Origin of the sequence: Modestobacter italicus, from assembly GCF_019799965.1 — a bacterium.
Taxonomy (GTDB): Bacteria; Actinomycetota; Actinomycetes; order Mycobacteriales; family Geodermatophilaceae; genus Modestobacter; species Modestobacter italicus_A.
The window spans coordinates 223,414-239,319 of record NZ_JABGCJ010000006.1; the positions used below are offsets into that span (position 1 = coordinate 223,414).

Sequence of the window (15,906 nt, forward strand, 5' to 3'; positions counted from 1 at the left end):
GCGGACCAACCGGAACGGCCCGGGTGGTCCTAGGGTCGGCCCGGTGAGTGCCTCAGCGATCACCGTGCCGGGCATGACCCCGTTCGCCGTGCCGCCCGCCGCGCCGCGGGCCGGCCTCGGCCACCTGCTCGCGCACCTGGGCACCACGCTGCTGGAGGTGGCCGCCGGCGACCCGTCGCTGCCGCTGGCCGCCCAGGGCATCGGCGGGGTGGTCATCCACGACCCCGTGGACGCCCCGGTGCTCCCCCCGGGGGCGCTGGTGCTCGGCGTCGGCGTGCACGAGCCGGACGACGTCCTGGCGCTGCTCACCCAGACGGCGGTGGCCGGCGGCGCCGGGCTGGTGGTGCGCGCCCCCGCCCCCGCCGATCCCCGGATCAGCGAGGTCGCCCAGCGCACCGGCACGGTGCTGCTGGCGCTCACCCGCGGCGCGAGCTGGAACCAGCTGGCCGCGCTGGTGCGGGCGCTGCTGGGCGAGGGCGAGGTCGGGACCGCGGAGCCGGAGTCGTTGGGCGGGGTGCCGGCCGGTGACCTGTTCGCGCTGGCCAACGCGATCGGCTCGCTGCTGGACGCACCCGTGACCATCGAGGACCGCAGCTCCCGGATCCTGGCGTTCTCCGGCCGGCAGGACGAGGCCGACGAGTCGCGGATCCAGACCATCCTGGGCCGGCAGGTGCCCGACCGGTTCACCCGCGGGTTGGAGGCGCACGGGGTGTTCCGGCAGCTGTACGCCAGCGACCGCCCGGTGTGGCTGTCCACCGACGTGCTGTCCATGCCCGAGGTCACCGTGTCCCGGGTGGCGATCGCGGTGCGGGCCGGCGACGAGATCCTCGGGACCATCTGGGCGGCGGTCGACGCACCGCTGGACGCCGCCCGGGAGCAAAGCCTGGTCGACGCCGCCAAGCTGGTCGCCCTGCACCTGCTGCGGATGCGCGCCGGCGCCGACGTGGAGCGGCGGCTGGCCAGCGAACTGGTCGCCACCGCGCTGGAGGGCGGCCCGGGCACCGTGGAGGCGCTCAGCCGGCTCGGCCTGGCCGGTCGGCCGCTGATCGTGCTGGCCATGGGGCTCACCGACCCGGACGCCGAGCCGGGGACGCTGACGCTGGCCCGGCGGGAGGCCGAGCGGCAGCGCTCCGCCGACGCCCTGGCGGTGCACCTGACCGCACTGCACCCCGGCTCGGTGGTCGCCGTCGTCGGTGGGGTGAGCTACGCCGTCCTGCCGGTCACCGCCGAGCTCGCCGGCGCCGACGAGCGGGCCGCCGCGGTCGCTGCCGAGTTCCTGCAGCGCACCGGCGGCCGGGTGCCCGGGATGATCGGCGTCGGCACCGTGGCCCCCGACGTCTCCGCGCTCACCCGCTCCCGGGACGGCGCCGACCGGGCACTGCGGGTGCTGCGCAGCGGCACCACCTCCCGTCGGGTGGCTCGCGCCGCGGACGTGCACATCGAGTCGCTGATGCTGCAGCTGGCCGACCTGGCCGCCGCCGAGGGGTACGAGGCCTCCGGCCCGGTGGCCCGGCTGGCCGCGTACGACGCCGCGCACCGCACCCAGCTGGTGGAGACGCTGCGCGCCTGGCTGGACGCCTTCGGCGACGCGATCACCGCCGCCGGGCAGGTGCACGTGCACCCCAACACCTTCCGCTACCGGCTGCGCCGGATCGCCGAGGTCGGCGGGATCGACCTGGACGACGCCGACTCCCGGTTCGCGGCCATGCTCGAGCTGCGGCTGCTGCGCTGGTGAGCCCGCTCAGTCGCTGACCGCCCGGGCGAACCTCGCCGACCAGTCGGCCAGCCGCTGGCGCAGCTCGTCCGGGGCGAGCACGGTGAACTCCGCCCGCGTCGCGCCCAGCACCAGCGCCGGCCAGTCCAGGTCGTCGGTCTCCAGGTGCAGCCGGCAACGGTCCGGTCCGTCGTCGGTGACCCGCGCCCAGCGGCCCACCCGGTCGCGGACCACCGCCGCAGGCGCCTCGACGACCGCCTCCACGACCACCGGCGTGCGCCACCGGTCGATGCCTGCCCGGACGAAGGCCGCCGCGTCCTGGGCCGGCAGCGGCCGCGGGGCGAACCGGGCACCGGTGCCACGGGCGGCGGAGACCCGGTCCAGCCGGAAGCTGCGCCAGTCCCCGCGCGAGGGGTCGTAGGCGACCAGGTACCAGCGCCGGCCCAGCGGCACCAGCCGGTGTGGCTCCACCAGCCGCTCGGCCGGGTCCCCACCGGCCGCGGTGTGGGTGAAGGCCAGCCGCTCGCCCTCCCGGCAGGCCTGGGCGACGGTCACCAGCAGCTCCGCGTCGACCGGCGGGCCGCCGTCGGACCAGGGCTGCGCGGGCACGGTCATCGCCTGCAGCGCGTCGACCCGGCGGCGCAGCCGGGCCGGCAGCACCGGCACCACCTTGGTCAGCGCCCGCACCGAGGCCTCGGCCATGCCGCCGACCGCGCCGGCCGCGGCGGTCTGCAGCCCGACGGCGAGCGCGACCGCCTCGTCGTCGTCCAGCACCAGCGGCGGCAGGGCGGCACCGGGGGCCAGCCGGTAGCCGCCGTCGACGCCGGGCTGGGCCTGCACCGGGTAGCCCAGCTCCCGCAGCCGGTCGACGTCCCGGCGCAGGGTGCGCAGCGAGACGCCCAGCCGGTCGGCGAGGTCGGTGCCGGACCAGTCACGGCGCCCCTGCATGAGGGTGAGCAGCCGGAGGGTCCGGGCGGTCGGGTCGGCCATGCGCCCAGATTGCCACCGATCGCGGACAGGATCTGGCACCGATGCCCACCAGCATGGTCTGCAGCACGCCCCATCGATGAAGGAGCAGACCGATGACCAGCACCGCCGTCCCCACCGAGACCACCACCGGCGAGCGCGCCGACCTGCTCGACGCCCTCACCACGCACCGCCGGTTCCTCACCCACACCGTGCAGGGCCTGACCGACGAGCAGGCCCGGCTGCGCCCGACGGTCAGCGAGCTCACCCTCGGCGGGCTGGTCAAGCACGTCACCGCCACCGAGCGGACCTGGGCCGAGTTCGTCGTCGTCGGCCCCGCCGCCTTCCCCGCGTTCGACGAGTCGACCGCCGCCGACTGGGCCGCGGAGTTCACCATGCTCCCGGAGGAGACCCTGGCCGGGCTGCTGTCCGACTACGCCGTGGTCGCCGCGCGGACCGACGAGCTGGTGCGCACGCTGCCCAGCCTGGACACCGCGCACCGGCTGCCGGAGGCGCCGTGGTTCACCCCGGGGGCGAGCCGGTCGGCCCGCCGGGTGTTCCTGCACATGATCGCCGAGACCGCCCAGCACGCCGGGCACGCCGACGTCCTGCGCGAGACGATCGACGGCCAGAAGACGATGGGCTGACCGGTTCGCCCGCGCCTCAGTCGGCGGCGCGGGCCAACGGCTGCTCGGCTGCGGCGAAGTGGCAGGCGGCGGCGTGCCGGTGGTCGGTGGTCGGCTCGGTGGTGCGGCAGACCTCGCGCTCGGGCCGGGCCAGCGGGCCGACCGGGCAGCGCGGGTGGTACCGGCAGCCCGGCGGCGGGGCGTGCGGGTCGGCGGGCTCGGCCGCGGCCACCTCCGGCGGCACCGCGGTGTCCGGTGCGGCCGGCGACCAGCCGGGCACTGCGGCCAGCAGGTCCCGGGTGTAGGGGTGCTGGGGGTCGCCCAGCACCTGCGCGGCCGGCCCGTGCTCGACGATCCGGCCGAGGTACATCACCGCGATCTCGCTGGCCACGTACCGGACGACGGCCAGGTCGTGGGAGATGAAGAGCATCGAGGTGCCCAGCTCGTGCTGCAGTCGGCGCACCAGGTTCAGCACGGTGCCCTGGATGGAGACGTCCAGGGCGGAGGTGATCTCGTCGGCCACGACCACCTGGGGCCGGGCGGCCAGCGCGCGGGCCAGCGCCACCCGCTGGCGCTGCCCGCCGGAGAGCTGACCGGGGTAGGCGCCGGCCCGGGACGGGTCCAGCTCCACCAGCTCCAGCAGCCGGGCCACCTCCCGGCGCCGGTCGGCGGAGCGGATCCCGCGCGGGACGGCCTCGGCGACGCTGTCCCCGATGGTCATCCGCGGGTCCAGGGAGGAGTAGGGGTCCTGGAAGACCATCTGCACCGGGCGCGGGCCGGAGGTGCGCCGCAACGGCTCGCCGTCGAGCAGGATCCGCCCCGCCGACAGCGGGGTGAGCCCGACGGCGGCCCGGGCCAGCGTCGACTTCCCCGACCCGGACTCCCCGACCAGGCCGACCACGGCGCCGTCCGGGACGGTCAGGTCGACCCGGTCGACCGCGGTCATCCCCCGCCGCCGGGTGCCGTAGCGCACGCTGACGCCCTCGAACCGCAGCTCGCTCATGCCCGCTCCCCCAGGGCCAGCGCGACCGGCGCGGCGCCGGGCACGTCGCGGTCGGCGGCGACCTCGCCGGCGTGCCAGCAGGCCACCCGCCAGCCGGCGCCGTCGTCGTCGAGCGCCGGGTCCTCGTCGGTGCACCGCGCCGACGCCAGCGGGCACCGCGGGGCGTAGGCGCACCCCGGTGGCTGGTGCGCCGGGTCGACCGGCCGGCCGGGGATCACCGGCAGCGGCTGGTCGAGGTCGACGTCCATGTCCGGCACCGCGGCGACCAGCGCCCGGGTGTAGGGGTGCCGCGCGCCGGTGCGCAGCTGGTCGGCGGGCAGGTCCTCCACCACCCGGCCGGCGTACATCACCAGCACCCGCTCGCAGACCTGACCGACGACGGCGACGTCGTGGCTGATCAGCAGCAGCGCCACGTCGTCCTCGGCCCGGACGGCGGCCAGCAGGTCCAGCACCTGCCGCTGCACGGTGACGTCGAGGGCGGTGGTCGGCTCGTCGGCGACGATCAGCGACGGCTCGCCCATCAGCCCCATGCCGATCATGGCCCGCTGCCGCATGCCGCCGGAGAACTCGTGCGGGTACTGGTGCGCGCGGCGCTCGGCGGCGGGCACCCGCACGCTGCGCAGCCTGTCGACCGCCCGGGCCAGCGCCGCACCGCGGGACATCCCCTGGTGCTCCTGCGCCACCTCGGCGAGCTGGCGGCCGATCCGCCGGGTCGGGTTGAACGAGGTCATCGGGTCCTGGAACACCATGGCGAACGACGTGCCGAGCAGCCGGCGGTGCGCCCGGTCGGGCCCGGTGAGCAGGTCCGCACCCTGGAAGTGCAGCCGGCCGGCGGTCACCTCGCCCGGCTGCTCGACCAGCCGGGCGATCGCCAGCGCGGTGAGCGACTTGCCGGACCCGGACTCCCCCACCACCCCGACGGCCTCGCCGCGGCCGATCCGGAAGCTCACCCCGCGCACCGGCCGCACTGGGCCGTGGGCACCGGGGAAGGTCACCGAGAGGTCCTGCACCTCCAGCACCGGCCGGCCCGGCTCCGGGCCCGGGTCGGTCACCGGCAGGCCCTGGTCCTCGGTTGCGGCCCCGCGCCGCGCGTCCCGCCGGGTGGCCTCCCGGCGGGACGCACGACCCGGGGCGAAACCGCCGCCCAGGGCGGTGGTCAGCCCGATGCCCTTGGCCACCGCCTCACCGAAGAGGTTGAAGGCCAGCCCGGCCACCACGATCGCCACGCCGGGGGCGAGCGCGGCCACCGGGTGGATGTAGATGCCCGACAGCCCGTCCTGCAGCAGCCGCCCCCAGTCGTAGCTGGGGGCCTGCACCCCCAGCCCGAGGAACGACAGCCCGGCGAAGGCCAGCAGCGCGCCCCCGGCGCCGATCGTCGCGTTGACCACCAGCGGCTCGCCGATGTTGGGCAGCACGTGCCGCAGCAGCACGCGGAACCGGCCGACGCCGGCGATCCGCGCGGCGGCCACGAAGTCCCGCTCGGCGATCCCGGCGGCCAGGGTCTGGGACAGCCGGGCGAAGGCGGGGGCGCCGGCGAAGCCGATCGCCAGCACCGCGCCGGTCATGCCGACGCCGAACACCACCGCGAAGAACAGCGCCAGCAGCAGCCCGGGGAAGGCGACGGCGATGTTCACCCCCGCGGTCACCAGCCGGCCGCCGCGGCGGCCCAGCAGCAGCGGCGCGCAGCCCAGCAGCAGGCCGAGCACGACCGCGATCGAGGTGGCGGCCAGCGCCAGCCCGATGGACAGCCGGGTGGCCACCAGCACCCGGGCGAAGACGTCCCGTCCCAGGGCGTCGGTGCCGACCCAGTGCTCGGCGGAGGCGCCCTGCAGCACCGCGGAGGTGTCGATCCGGTCGGCCTGCCCGGACCACAGCAGCGGCGCGACGAGGGCCAGCACCAGCACCAGGGCCAGCAGCAGGCCTGCGCCGGCCCCGACCGGGGTGCGCAGCACGGCCAGCCAGCGGGCCCGAGCCGCCGAGCGCCGCGGTGCCACGGCGGGAGCGTCGAACGTCGTCGAGGTGGTCATCCCTCAGCTCTCCCGGATCGCCGAGCGGGGGTCCAGCAGGGCCAGCACCACGTCCACCGTCAGGTTCACCAGCAGCACTCCCGCGCCGTAGACGAGCACGATCCCCTGCACCACCGGGTAGTCCTTGAGCAGGATCGAGGAGGCGATCGTGCTGCCCAGCCCGGGCCAGGCGAAGACGTTCTCCACCAGCACGGTGCCGGCGACCAGGGCGGTGAGCAGCAGCCCGCCGAGAGTGATGGTGGCGGTCAGCGCGTTGGGCAGCGCGTCGCGCAGGTAGATCCGGCGGCGGGGCAGTCGTTTGGCCCGGGCGGTGCGCAGGAAGTCGGCCTGCAGCACCGACACCATCTCCACCCGCATGATCCGGGCCAGCGCCGCGGCCGGGCCCAGGGCCAGCGAGAGGACCGGCAGCACGTAGGACTCCGGGCCGCCCCGCCCGGCCACCGGCAGCCACCCCCACTGCACGCCGAACAGGTAGACCAGCCCGACCCCCAGCAGGAACTCCGGGATGGCGCCGAGCACCACGCTCGTCGTGGAGAACGCCAGCTCCCCGCCGCGGCGCCGGCCGCCGCGGGTGAGCACGCCCATCAGCACCCCGAGCGGGACGGCGAGGGCCAGCGCCACGAGGAAGGCCAGCAGCGCCAGCTGCAGCGTGGCCGGCAGCCGCTGCGCGATCACCTGCGAGACCGGCAGCCGCGAGGTGAGGGACTCGCCCAGGTCGCCGGTGAAGAGCCCGCCCAGGAAGTGCACGTACTGCACCAGGAGCGGGTCGTCCAGGCCGAGGGACTCCCGGCGGGCGGCCACCAGCGACGCCGGGGCGGTGGGCCCCAGGGCACTGCGCACCGGGTCACCGGGGATCAGGTGGATCATCAGGAACGAGGCGGTGACCAGCACCCACATCGAGACGACCAGCTGGCCCCCGCGCCGGACGGCGAACCGGACCCAGGGCCCGTCCAGGACCGCGGTGCCCCGCCGGCTCGCCCCGGTCGCGGGGTGCGCCTCCGCCGTGCTGGTCACCCGCGCCTCCTCCTGCTCGTGCCCACCCGGTCCCCGGTCCGCTGCCGGCTGCCTCCCGTCCGGGTGCTCAGCCGGCCGTCATCCGGATGCTGGTCGGGACGACGGCGACGCCTCCGGACTCGAAGCGGGCCCCGCTGCCGAAGGTGTTGACGGTCTGGTTGGCGAAGGGGATGACGTCGGCGTCGCGCACCAGGGCGGACTCCGCGGCCAGCCAGGTGTCGCAGCCCTCGCTGCCGTTCATCGCCATCGCCTCGGCGACGCCGGCCGTGTAGTCGGCGTTGTCGATGGAGGCGAAGTTGTTGCCCTCCGGGGCGGCCGGCCCGGACACGAAGGGCACCAGCTGGTCGGGGCTGCTGACGTTGAGGGGCAGCCAGGTCACGTCCCAGTTCCCGCTGCCGAAGACGGTCTCCAGCAGCGCGGTGTCGTCCTGGCCGCTCATGCTGACCTCCGCGCCCAGCTCCTGCCAGGTGGACGAGGCGAGCTCCGCCGCGGCCGAACCGCCGGTGCCCAGGCCGCTGTTGTAGATGAAGGTCAGCTCCAGCGGCGTCCCGTCCTTGGACCGGGTGCCGTCGGGTCCGGCCGTCCAGCCCGCGGCGTCCAGGGTCTCCGCGGCGGCCTCCGGGCCGCCGCTGGGCAGCGCGCCGGACACCGAGTCACCGGGGCAGGCGACCGGCGCGGAGGTCGCGAACGTGGTGCCCGGGGAGCCGGTGCCGCCGGTGAGCACCTCCTGCAGCTCGCCGAGGTCCAGCGCTTGGGTCAGCGCCGTCCGGACGGCCGGGTCGGCACCGGGCCGGCCGGCCGCGTGGTTGAACCACATCTCCCCCAGCACCGCGTCCTGGGTGCTGGCGAACAGGTCGGCCCCGGTCAGCCGCTGGGCGTCCGGGCCGAGCACCGTGGCCGCGTTCAGGCCGCCGGAGAGCAGCAGGTTCGACGACGTCGTCTCGTTGGGCACGACCTGGACGACGACCTCGTCGGGCATGCCCTCGGCATCGGTGCCTGCCCCGTCCGGCCCCCAGGTGTAGCCCTCGCGCAGGCTGTAGGTGACGTGGTCGGTGGGCACGACCTCGGTCAGCTCGTAGGGCCCGGTGCCCCGGCTCTCACCTGCCAGCACCGACCGGTCGGCCAGCCCGCTCGCGCAGACCATCGGGAGGCTGGTCAGCCCCTCCAGCACGAACGGCGCCGGGGACTCCAGCGTCATCGTCACCGTCGAGCCGTCGGCCGTGGCGGTCGCCCCCGGCGGCAGGAAGGTGCCCAGCAGCGGGCTCTGGTTGGCCGGGTCGCCCACGTAGTCGATGTTGTCGGCGGCGTCGGCAGCGGTGAACGGCTCGCCGTCGGCGCAGGTGATGCCGTCGGCGATGGTGAGGGTGACCTCCTGGCCGTCGACCTGCCAGTCGCTGGCCAGGCCACTGACCAGCTGCCCGTCGGCGTCCATGTTGAGCAGCGGGTCGTAGGCGAACCGGCTCAGCTGGAGGACGTTGGACGACGCCGACATCTGCGGGTCCAGGCTGCCGGGGTCGGCGTCCATCGCCATGGTGAAGGTGCCGCCGTCGACGACCTCGCCGCCGGCGGCGCCCCCGCCACCGTCGTCGCCGCCGCACCCGGCGAGGACGGTCACGGCGACGCACGCACCGACGCCGGTCCGGATGAGCCTCATGGTGTGTCCTCTCCCTGGAACGCGACCACCGGGTACGCGAGCACCTGGACTGCGATTGCGAGAAGGCTGCCCCCGACGGGGCGGGGGGTCTTCGTCCGACCGGACGAGGTGGCCTGCCTCCGCTCGTCGGCGCTGACCAGCCGCGGCGTCACGCCCGGGCCCGGGGCACGGCGCGGCCGATGTGCATGAACCGGGCGTGACCCTCGCCGTCGTCGCCGAGGAAGGCGAACGGCACGTGCAGGCCCGACTGCGGCTGCACCGGGATGAGCGTGTCCGGGGCGAAGGAGACGAGCTCGGTGCGCTCGGGGTGCTCCCCCAGCTCCAGCGCCTCCTCCTTGGGGCGCATCTCCAGCCAGATGCGCCCGTCGTCCTCCTGGCTGACGACCAGGTCGGCCACCCGGCTGCGGTAGGTGCCGGTGTACCGCGTCGCGTCGATGCGGGGCGGGTCGGCCGGCGGGGTCGGCAGCTCCCGCAGCCCGACGTCGGCCAGCTCGCGCAGCACGTGCCCGACGACGTCCCGGTAGAGCCCGTAGGGGTCCCCGCCGTTGGTGAGCAGGACGACGGCGATGCCCCGCTCGGGCAGCACCCGCAGGAACGAGGCCTGGCCGATGGTGTTGCCGTCGTGGCCGACCACCGGGGTGCCGTGGCCGTCGAACAGCTCCCAGCCCAGCCCCCAGGCGTCGCCCATCACCCGGATGTCGGGCAGCTGCACCCGGTGCTGCTGCATCGCCGCGACCGTGCCGGCGTCCAGCACCGTCGAACCGTCGGGCGCCTTGCCGGCCTCCAGGTGCATGCGGGCGAAGGCGAGCAGGTCCCGTGGGCGCATCGCCAGCGTGGAGCCGGCCGGGGCGTTGGACCGGGCCAGCGCCCACACCGGAGCCGGCACCTCCGGGGCGCCCGGCTCGGGTCGCACGTGGCCCACCGCGACGCGGTGCACGATCGCCTCGTAGGGGCTGGCCGCGGCGTGGGTGAGGCCGAGCGGGGCGAACAGGCGCTCGGCCAGGCACTGGTCGAACGGCGTGCCGCGCAGCACCTCGACCAGCCGGCCGAGCACGCAGTAGCCGGCGTTGTTGTAGGAGAACTGCTCGCCGGGCAGGAAGAGCTGCGCCAGGTCGCCGAGCCCGGCGACGTAGCGCTCGAGGGCGTCGTCGCCGCGGCCGGTGTCGGTGAAGACGTCGCCCTCGAACCCGGCGGTGTGGCTGAGCAGCTGCCCGACGGTGAGGGTGCGGGCGGCGGCCTCGTCGGCCAGCGTGAAGCCGGGCAGGTGCCGGCTGACCGGGTCCTCCAGCGCGACCAGGCCCTCGTCGACCAGCTGCATCACCAGGGTCGCCGTCCAGACCTTCGTGATCGAGCCGATCTGGAACAGCGCGTCCGGCGTCGCCGTCACCCCGGTCGCGGTGCTGAGCAGCCCGGCGGCGGCGTCGACCACCGCACCGTCGGCGAGCACCGCCACCCCGGCGGCCGGCACCTCGTGCTCGGCCAGCAGCGCGGGCAGGCGGTCGCGGATCCAGGCTCCGACCTCGTCCAGCTTCGTCATGTCGGCACGGTAGGAGCGCCGGTGAGCTGGTGGTTCGTGGTCGCGGCCAGCCCTGGTCCGCCGCGTTCGTCGTCGCGGACGAAGGCGCGCGGCAGGGCACGCGGCAGGCTGCGGCCACGGGCCGACCAGGTGGACGCCGACCCGCGCAGCCCGACGGACGGAGCAGCACGTGACCAGCAGCCCGACGACCGACGCCCGGCCCGCACTCGACCGGGAGCACTGGCAGGAGCGGCTGGACGAGCTCGCCGCCAAGCACCAGGTGCCCGGGGCGAGCCTCGCCGTCCTGCGACTGGGGCCGGCCGGCGACGAGCTGGTCGAGGCGGCCACCGGCGTGCTGAACAAGTCGACCGGCGCGGTGGTCACCCCCGACTCGGTCTTCCAGATCGGCTCGATCACCAAGGTCTGGACGGCGACCCTGGTCATGCAGCTGGTCGACGAGGGGAAGCTGGACCTGGACGCCCCGCTGGTCGAGGTGCTGCCCGACCTGCGGCTCGGCGACCCCGAGGTCACCCGCCAGGTCACCATGCGGCACCTGCTCAACCACACCAGCGGCATCGACGGCGACGTCTTCACCGACACCGGCCGCGGCGACGACGTGCTGGAGCGCTACGTCGCCGCGCTGTCCGACGTGGCGCAGAACCACCCGCTGGGAGCCACGTTCTCCTACTGCAACTCCGGCTTCACCCTCGCCGGCCGGGTCGTCGAGGTGCTCACCGGCAAGACGTGGGACGCCGTGCTGCGGGAGCAGCTCGCCGAGCCGCTGGGCCTGACGCACACCTCGACGCTGCCGGAGGAGGCGATCCGGCACGGGGTGGCGGTCGGGCACATCACCCCGGAGCCGGGCCAGGAGTCACAGGTCGCCCCGGTCTGGATGCTGCCCCGGTCGCTCGGCCCGGCCGGCCTGGTCAACGCCACCGCCCGGGACGTGACCGCCTTCGCCCGGATGCACCTGTCCGAGGGCCGGGCGGCCGACGGCACCGCGGTGCTGTCCCCGGCGTCGACCGCGGCCATGCAGGCGCACTCCACCGACCTGCCCGACCGCTGGTCCCTGGGTGACTCGTGGGGGCTGGGCTGGATCCGCTTCGACTGGCAGGGCGAGCGGCTCTACGGCCACGACGGGACGACCTTCGGCCAGAACGCCTTCCTCCGCGTCCTGCCCGGGCAGGGCATCGCGGTGGCCCTGCTGACCAACGGCGGGCAGCCCCGCGACCTGTTCAACGACCTGTACAGCGAGGTGTTCTCCGAGCTGGCCGGCGTCCGGGTCGCCGAGCAGCTGGAGCCGCCGGCGGAGGCGCCGGAGGTGGAGCTGACCCGCTACGTGGGCACCTACGAGCGCAGCTCGATCACCACCGAGGTGTTCGAGCGCGACGGCGGCCTGGTCATGCGGGTGATCCCGACCGGGCGGATCGCCGAGGAGTCCGGCGCGACCGTGGAGGAGCTGGCGCTGCACCCGGTGGAGCAGGGGGTGTTCGCCACCCGCGCTCCGGAGTCGGAGACCTGGATGGCGGTGGTCTTCTACGCCCTCCCGGGCGGCGCCGAGTACCTGCACTACGGGGTGCGGGCGAACCCGCGGATGGCCTGATGCCGGCACCGGTCGCCGACCTCGTCCTGACCGGGGCCCGGGTGATCGACCCGGAGACCGGCCTGGACGGGGTCCGCGCCGTCGGGCTCACCGGCGGCACGATCACCTCCGTCGGGGCGGTCGCCCCACCGGCCCGCGAGGTCTGGGACGTCACCGGGCAGGTGCTGGCGCCGGGCTTCATCGACCTGCACAGCCACGCGCAGAGCACCACCGGGCTGCGGCTGCAGGCGCTGGACGGCGTGACCACCGCGCTGGAGCTGGAGGCCGGCGTGCTGCCGGTGGCCGGCGCCTACGCCCGCGCCGAGGCGGAGGGCCGGCCGGTCAACTTCGGCTTCTCCGCCTCCTGGACCGACGCCCGGATGCACGTGCTGGACGGCGTGCCGCTGGACGCCGACGGCTCGCTGGACCTGTTCGCCACCCACCAGTCGCTGCCGAACTGGCGCGGGCCGGCCGGCGACCGGGACGTGGCCCGCGTCCTCGACCTGCTCGAGGGGGCGGTGGCCGACGGGGCGCTGGGCATCGGGGTGCTGGTCGGCTACGCCCCGGACAGCGGCCGGGCGGAGTACTTCCGGCTGGCCGGGCTCGCCGCCCGGCTCGGCGTGCCCACCTTCACCCACACCCGCTACATCTCCACCGCCGAGCCCGGCACCTCGCTGGAGGGCGCGCTGGAGGTGATCGCCGCCGCGGCCGGCACCGGCGCCCACATGCACATGTGCCACGTGAACAGCACCTCGACGCGGATGATCGACGAGGTCGCCGGCGCGATCGACACCGCCCGCCGTCGTGGCGTCCGGGTCAGCACCGAGGCCTACCCCTACGGTGCCGGGGCGACGGTGATCGGTGCGGCGTTCCTGGCCCCGGAGGTGCTGTCCCGGCTGGGGATCGGCCCGCAGCAGCTGACCTACCTCCCCACCGGGGAGCGGGTGGCCGACGCCGCGCGGCTGGCCGAGCTGCGCGCCGCCGACCCGGGCGGTGACGTGGTGGTGCACTTTCTCGACGAGGACGACCCCGCCGACCTGGCCGTGCTGGAACGCTCGTTCACCCTGCCCGACACCGCGATCGCCACCGACGCTATGCCCTTGGTCGCCTCCGGCGGGATGCCCCTGGTCGCCTCCGGCGGGATGCCCTTGGTCGCCTCCGGCGGGATGCCCTTGGTCGCCTCCGGCGGGATGCCCCTGGTCGCCTCCGGCGGGGAGCCCGGCCCCGGTGACGCTGCCGGACCGGACGAGTGGCCGCCGGCGCCCGGGCTGCTCACCCACCCCCGGTCGGCGGGCTCCTACGCGCGCACCCTGCGCTGGCTGGTCCGGGAGCGCGGCCTGCTCACCCTCACCGAGGCGCTGCGGCGGTCCTCGCTGCTGCCCGCGCAGCTCCTGGAGGACGCCGTCCCGGCGATGCGGCGCAAGGGCCGGGTCCAGGTGGGTGCCGACGCCGACCTCGTCGTCCTCGACCCGGACACGGTCACCGACCACGCGACCTACACCCGGGTCGTGCCGTCCACCGGGTTCCGGCACGTGCTCGTCGGGGGCACCCCGGTGGTCCGGGACGGCGAGCTGCAGCTGTCCGCACTGCCCGGCCGGCCGGTGCGCTCGGGTGACCGCTGAGCGGCTCATGACCATCTCGTGACCTCTCCGCCGGCCGGGCGTGTGCCCGCCGGCCGGGGGTAGGCGGAGCCGGTGAACGCCGTCCGGGTCCTGCTGTCGGCCCTGCTGGTGCTGGGGGCCACCAATGGGTGCGCCGTGGTCGAGCAGGGCTCCGTGGCCACCGCACCGCCACCGGGGTCGGCACCGGCCGGGGACCCGTCGGCGCCGCCCGAGGAGCAGATCGCCCGTGCCGTCTTCGACCGGGTCAACGCCGAGCGGGAGGCCCGCGGGCTCGAACCGGTGGCCTGGGACGACGCGCTGGCCGGCGTCGCCCGGGACTGGAGCGCGGAGATGGCCGACACCGGCCGGTTCGAGCACCAGGACATCGGCGCGGTGCTGCAGCGCGACGAGCTGTCCGGCTTCCGGGCGATGGGCGAGAACATCTTCCGGGCCACCGGCCCCGTGCCCGCCGGCGCTGTCCACGCCGGCTGGATGCGCTCGGACGACCACCGGGTCAACGTGCTCAACCCCGGTTGGGACCGGCTGGGTGTCGGGGTGTTCTGCGCCGCCGACGGGTCGGTGTGGGCCACCCAGGAGTTCGGCCGGACCGCGGGCGCCGACCGGCCGCCGGTGGCCAGCACCACCCCGCCGGTCGAGCCGATCACCCGCCCGGACGAGGACGGCCCGACCTGCTGAGGGCCCGCACCGCGCTGCTCGCGCTCGGCGCCTCCGTGGTCCTGACCCTGGTCATCCGCCGTGGGGTTGGCGGGCACCGCGCCCCGGGTAGCCGGGGCAGGATGATCGACGTCGACGCCTCGCCGACCGTCACCCCACCGGCGGATCCGGCGGACCTGCCAGGCTGCGCCGGTCCCGCCGGGCGAGCGGCCGCCCGGGTGCCGGGGGCGCTGCGCCCGGCGAGCACCCGACCGAGGAGCCATCGATGAGGCGTCGAGCCAGGGCGGCCGACCGCGCGCGGTCGCGGGACGCCACACCCACCGCCGCGCGGGAGCCACTACCCACCGCCGCGCGGGAGGCAGTACCCACCGCCGCGCAGGACGGCCACCGCCCGGCGGCCCCGGCCCCCCTCGCGCCGCCACCTGCTGCGCCCCCGGCGTCCGGACCGCGCGGGACGGCGTCCGGCGCGGTCCCCGGCTGGGCGTTGCGGGTGATCGTCCTCGGGGGTGCGGCGGTCGCCATCAGCGCGGTGGTCTGGCTGGTCTTCTGGCTGCTGTTCCGGCTGCCGATGGTCACCTTCGCCGTGGCCGTGGCCGTGCTGCTCACCGCGCTGACCGCCCCCATCGCCGGGCTGCTCCGCCGGGCCGGCGCACCCGCCGCGCTCGCCGCGCTCGCCGGCGTGCTGACCCTGCTCGCCGTCCTCGGCGGGATCGCCTTCCTCGTCGGCTTCCGGGCCGTCGCCACCCTGCAGGACCTGACCCGGCCGCTCGCCGCCGGCATCGACCGGATCCGGGTCTGGCTGATCGAGGGCCCGCTCGCGCTGGACCCCGCGCAGGTGGCCGAGGTGCGCAACCAGATCGTCAGCCGCCTCTACGAGGCAACACCCAGCCCGGGCGACGGCGCCCGGATGGGCCTGGTCGTGCTCGGCGCGATCGTGCTCGTCTTCTTCCTGGTGTTCTTCCTGCTCAAGGACGGCGACCGGATGTGGTCCTGGCTGCTCGAGCGGGTGCCCGACCGCAACCGCTCCCGGGTGGACGGCGCCGGCCGGGCGGCGTGGAGCGCACTGGGCGGCTACACCCGCGGCGTCGTCGTCGTCGCGTTGATCGACGCGGTCGGCATCGGCGCCGCGCTGCTCCTGCTGGGCGTGCCGCTGTGGCTGTCGCTGACCCTGCTCACCTTCATCGGCGCGTTCGTGCCCATCGTCGGCGCCACCGTCAGCGGGGCCGTCGCCGTGCTGGTCACCCTGGTCACCAACGGCGTCACCGACGCGGTCATCGTGCTGGTCGTCGTCCTGGTCGTGCAGCAGGTCGAGGGCAACGTCCTGCAGCCGGTGATCATGGGGCGGGCCCTGCAGCTGCACCCGATCGTCATCCTGCTCGGGGTGACGGCCGGTGGACTCGCCGCCGGGGTGCCCGGCGCCCTGCTGGCCGTGCCGATGCTGGCGGTGGCCTACCGCGTGGCCGAGTACCTGCGCACCCACCCCGCGCCGCGGGACGAGTCGCCTACGCCGGCTGCTCCGAGCTGACCC

At 75.8% G+C, this 15,906-nt stretch carries 12 protein-coding genes; 6 read left to right on the forward strand and 6 right to left on the reverse strand.

What is annotated here, in order from left to right; all coding sequences use genetic code 11:
- Positions 1-43: 43 nt before the first annotated feature.
- Complete coding sequence (locus tag HLA93_RS22100; protein ID WP_222195431.1) at positions 44-1,735, forward strand: PucR family transcriptional regulator; 1,692 nt, start codon at positions 44-46, stop codon at positions 1,733-1,735.
- Positions 1,736-1,741: 6 nt separating this feature from the next.
- Here HLA93_RS22100 and HLA93_RS16130 read toward each other — a convergent pair whose 3' ends face one another.
- Positions 1,742-2,704, reverse strand: a complete 963-nt coding sequence (locus tag HLA93_RS16130; RefSeq protein WP_222195432.1) for a helix-turn-helix transcriptional regulator — start codon at positions 2,702-2,704, stop codon at positions 1,742-1,744.
- Between the two features lie 92 nt (positions 2,705-2,796).
- Here HLA93_RS16130 and HLA93_RS16135 point away from each other — a divergent pair, with 92 nt between their 5' ends.
- Positions 2,797-3,327, forward strand: a complete 531-nt coding sequence (locus HLA93_RS16135; RefSeq protein ID WP_222195433.1) for a DinB family protein — start codon at positions 2,797-2,799, stop codon at positions 3,325-3,327.
- Positions 3,328-3,343: 16 nt separating this feature from the next.
- On the opposite strand, the gene HLA93_RS16140 is transcribed toward HLA93_RS16135, so the two are convergent.
- From HLA93_RS16140 to HLA93_RS16160, 5 genes are all read right to left on the reverse strand, one after another.
- Positions 3,344-4,309 carry an ABC transporter ATP-binding protein gene (locus HLA93_RS16140; RefSeq protein WP_222195434.1) on the reverse strand — a complete coding sequence of 322 codons (966 nt, stop codon included), beginning with the start codon at positions 4,307-4,309 and terminating at the stop codon, positions 3,344-3,346.
- A complete protein-coding gene (locus HLA93_RS16145) occupies positions 4,306-6,336 on the reverse strand; it encodes a dipeptide/oligopeptide/nickel ABC transporter permease/ATP-binding protein (RefSeq protein ID WP_222195435.1) in 2,031 nt (676 codons plus the stop codon). Before HLA93_RS16145 ends, HLA93_RS16140 begins: the two co-directional genes overlap by 4 nt.
- 3 nt (positions 6,337-6,339) lie before the next feature.
- Positions 6,340-7,350 (reverse strand): ABC transporter permease, encoded by a 1,011-nt coding sequence (locus HLA93_RS16150; RefSeq protein WP_222195436.1) that lies wholly within the window; start codon positions 7,348-7,350, stop codon positions 6,340-6,342.
- A 67-nt stretch (positions 7,351-7,417) separates the two neighbouring features.
- Entirely contained in the window at positions 7,418-9,004 is a 1,587-nt protein-coding gene (locus HLA93_RS16155) for an ABC transporter substrate-binding protein (protein ID WP_222195437.1), read from the reverse strand.
- 148 nt (positions 9,005-9,152) lie between these two features.
- On the reverse strand, positions 9,153-10,541 hold the full coding sequence (locus tag HLA93_RS16160) for a serine hydrolase domain-containing protein (RefSeq protein WP_222195438.1): 1,389 nt from the start codon (positions 10,539-10,541) through the stop codon (positions 9,153-9,155).
- A 169-nt stretch (positions 10,542-10,710) separates the two neighbouring features.
- Here HLA93_RS16160 and HLA93_RS16165 point away from each other — a divergent pair, with 169 nt between their 5' ends.
- The 4 genes from HLA93_RS16165 to HLA93_RS16180 all read left to right on the forward strand — a co-directional run bounded on the left by HLA93_RS16165 (position 10,711) and on the right by HLA93_RS16180 (position 15,903).
- Entirely contained in the window at positions 10,711-12,123 is a 1,413-nt protein-coding gene (locus HLA93_RS16165) for a serine hydrolase domain-containing protein (RefSeq protein ID WP_222195439.1), read from the forward strand.
- Entirely contained in the window at positions 12,123-13,724 is a 1,602-nt protein-coding gene (locus HLA93_RS21660; protein ID WP_222195440.1) for an amidohydrolase family protein, read from the forward strand. The genes HLA93_RS16165 and HLA93_RS21660 overlap by 1 nt, the downstream gene beginning before the upstream one ends.
- 72 nt (positions 13,725-13,796) lie before the next feature.
- Positions 13,797-14,399, forward strand: a complete 603-nt coding sequence (locus tag HLA93_RS16175) for a CAP domain-containing protein (RefSeq protein WP_222195441.1) — start codon at positions 13,797-13,799, stop codon at positions 14,397-14,399.
- Positions 14,400-14,643: 244 nt separating this feature from the next.
- Positions 14,644-15,903: an AI-2E family transporter gene (locus HLA93_RS16180; protein ID WP_222195442.1), complete on the forward strand. Its 1,260-nt coding sequence runs from the start codon at positions 14,644-14,646 to the stop codon at positions 15,901-15,903.
- The last annotated feature ends 3 nt before the right edge of the window (positions 15,904-15,906 follow it).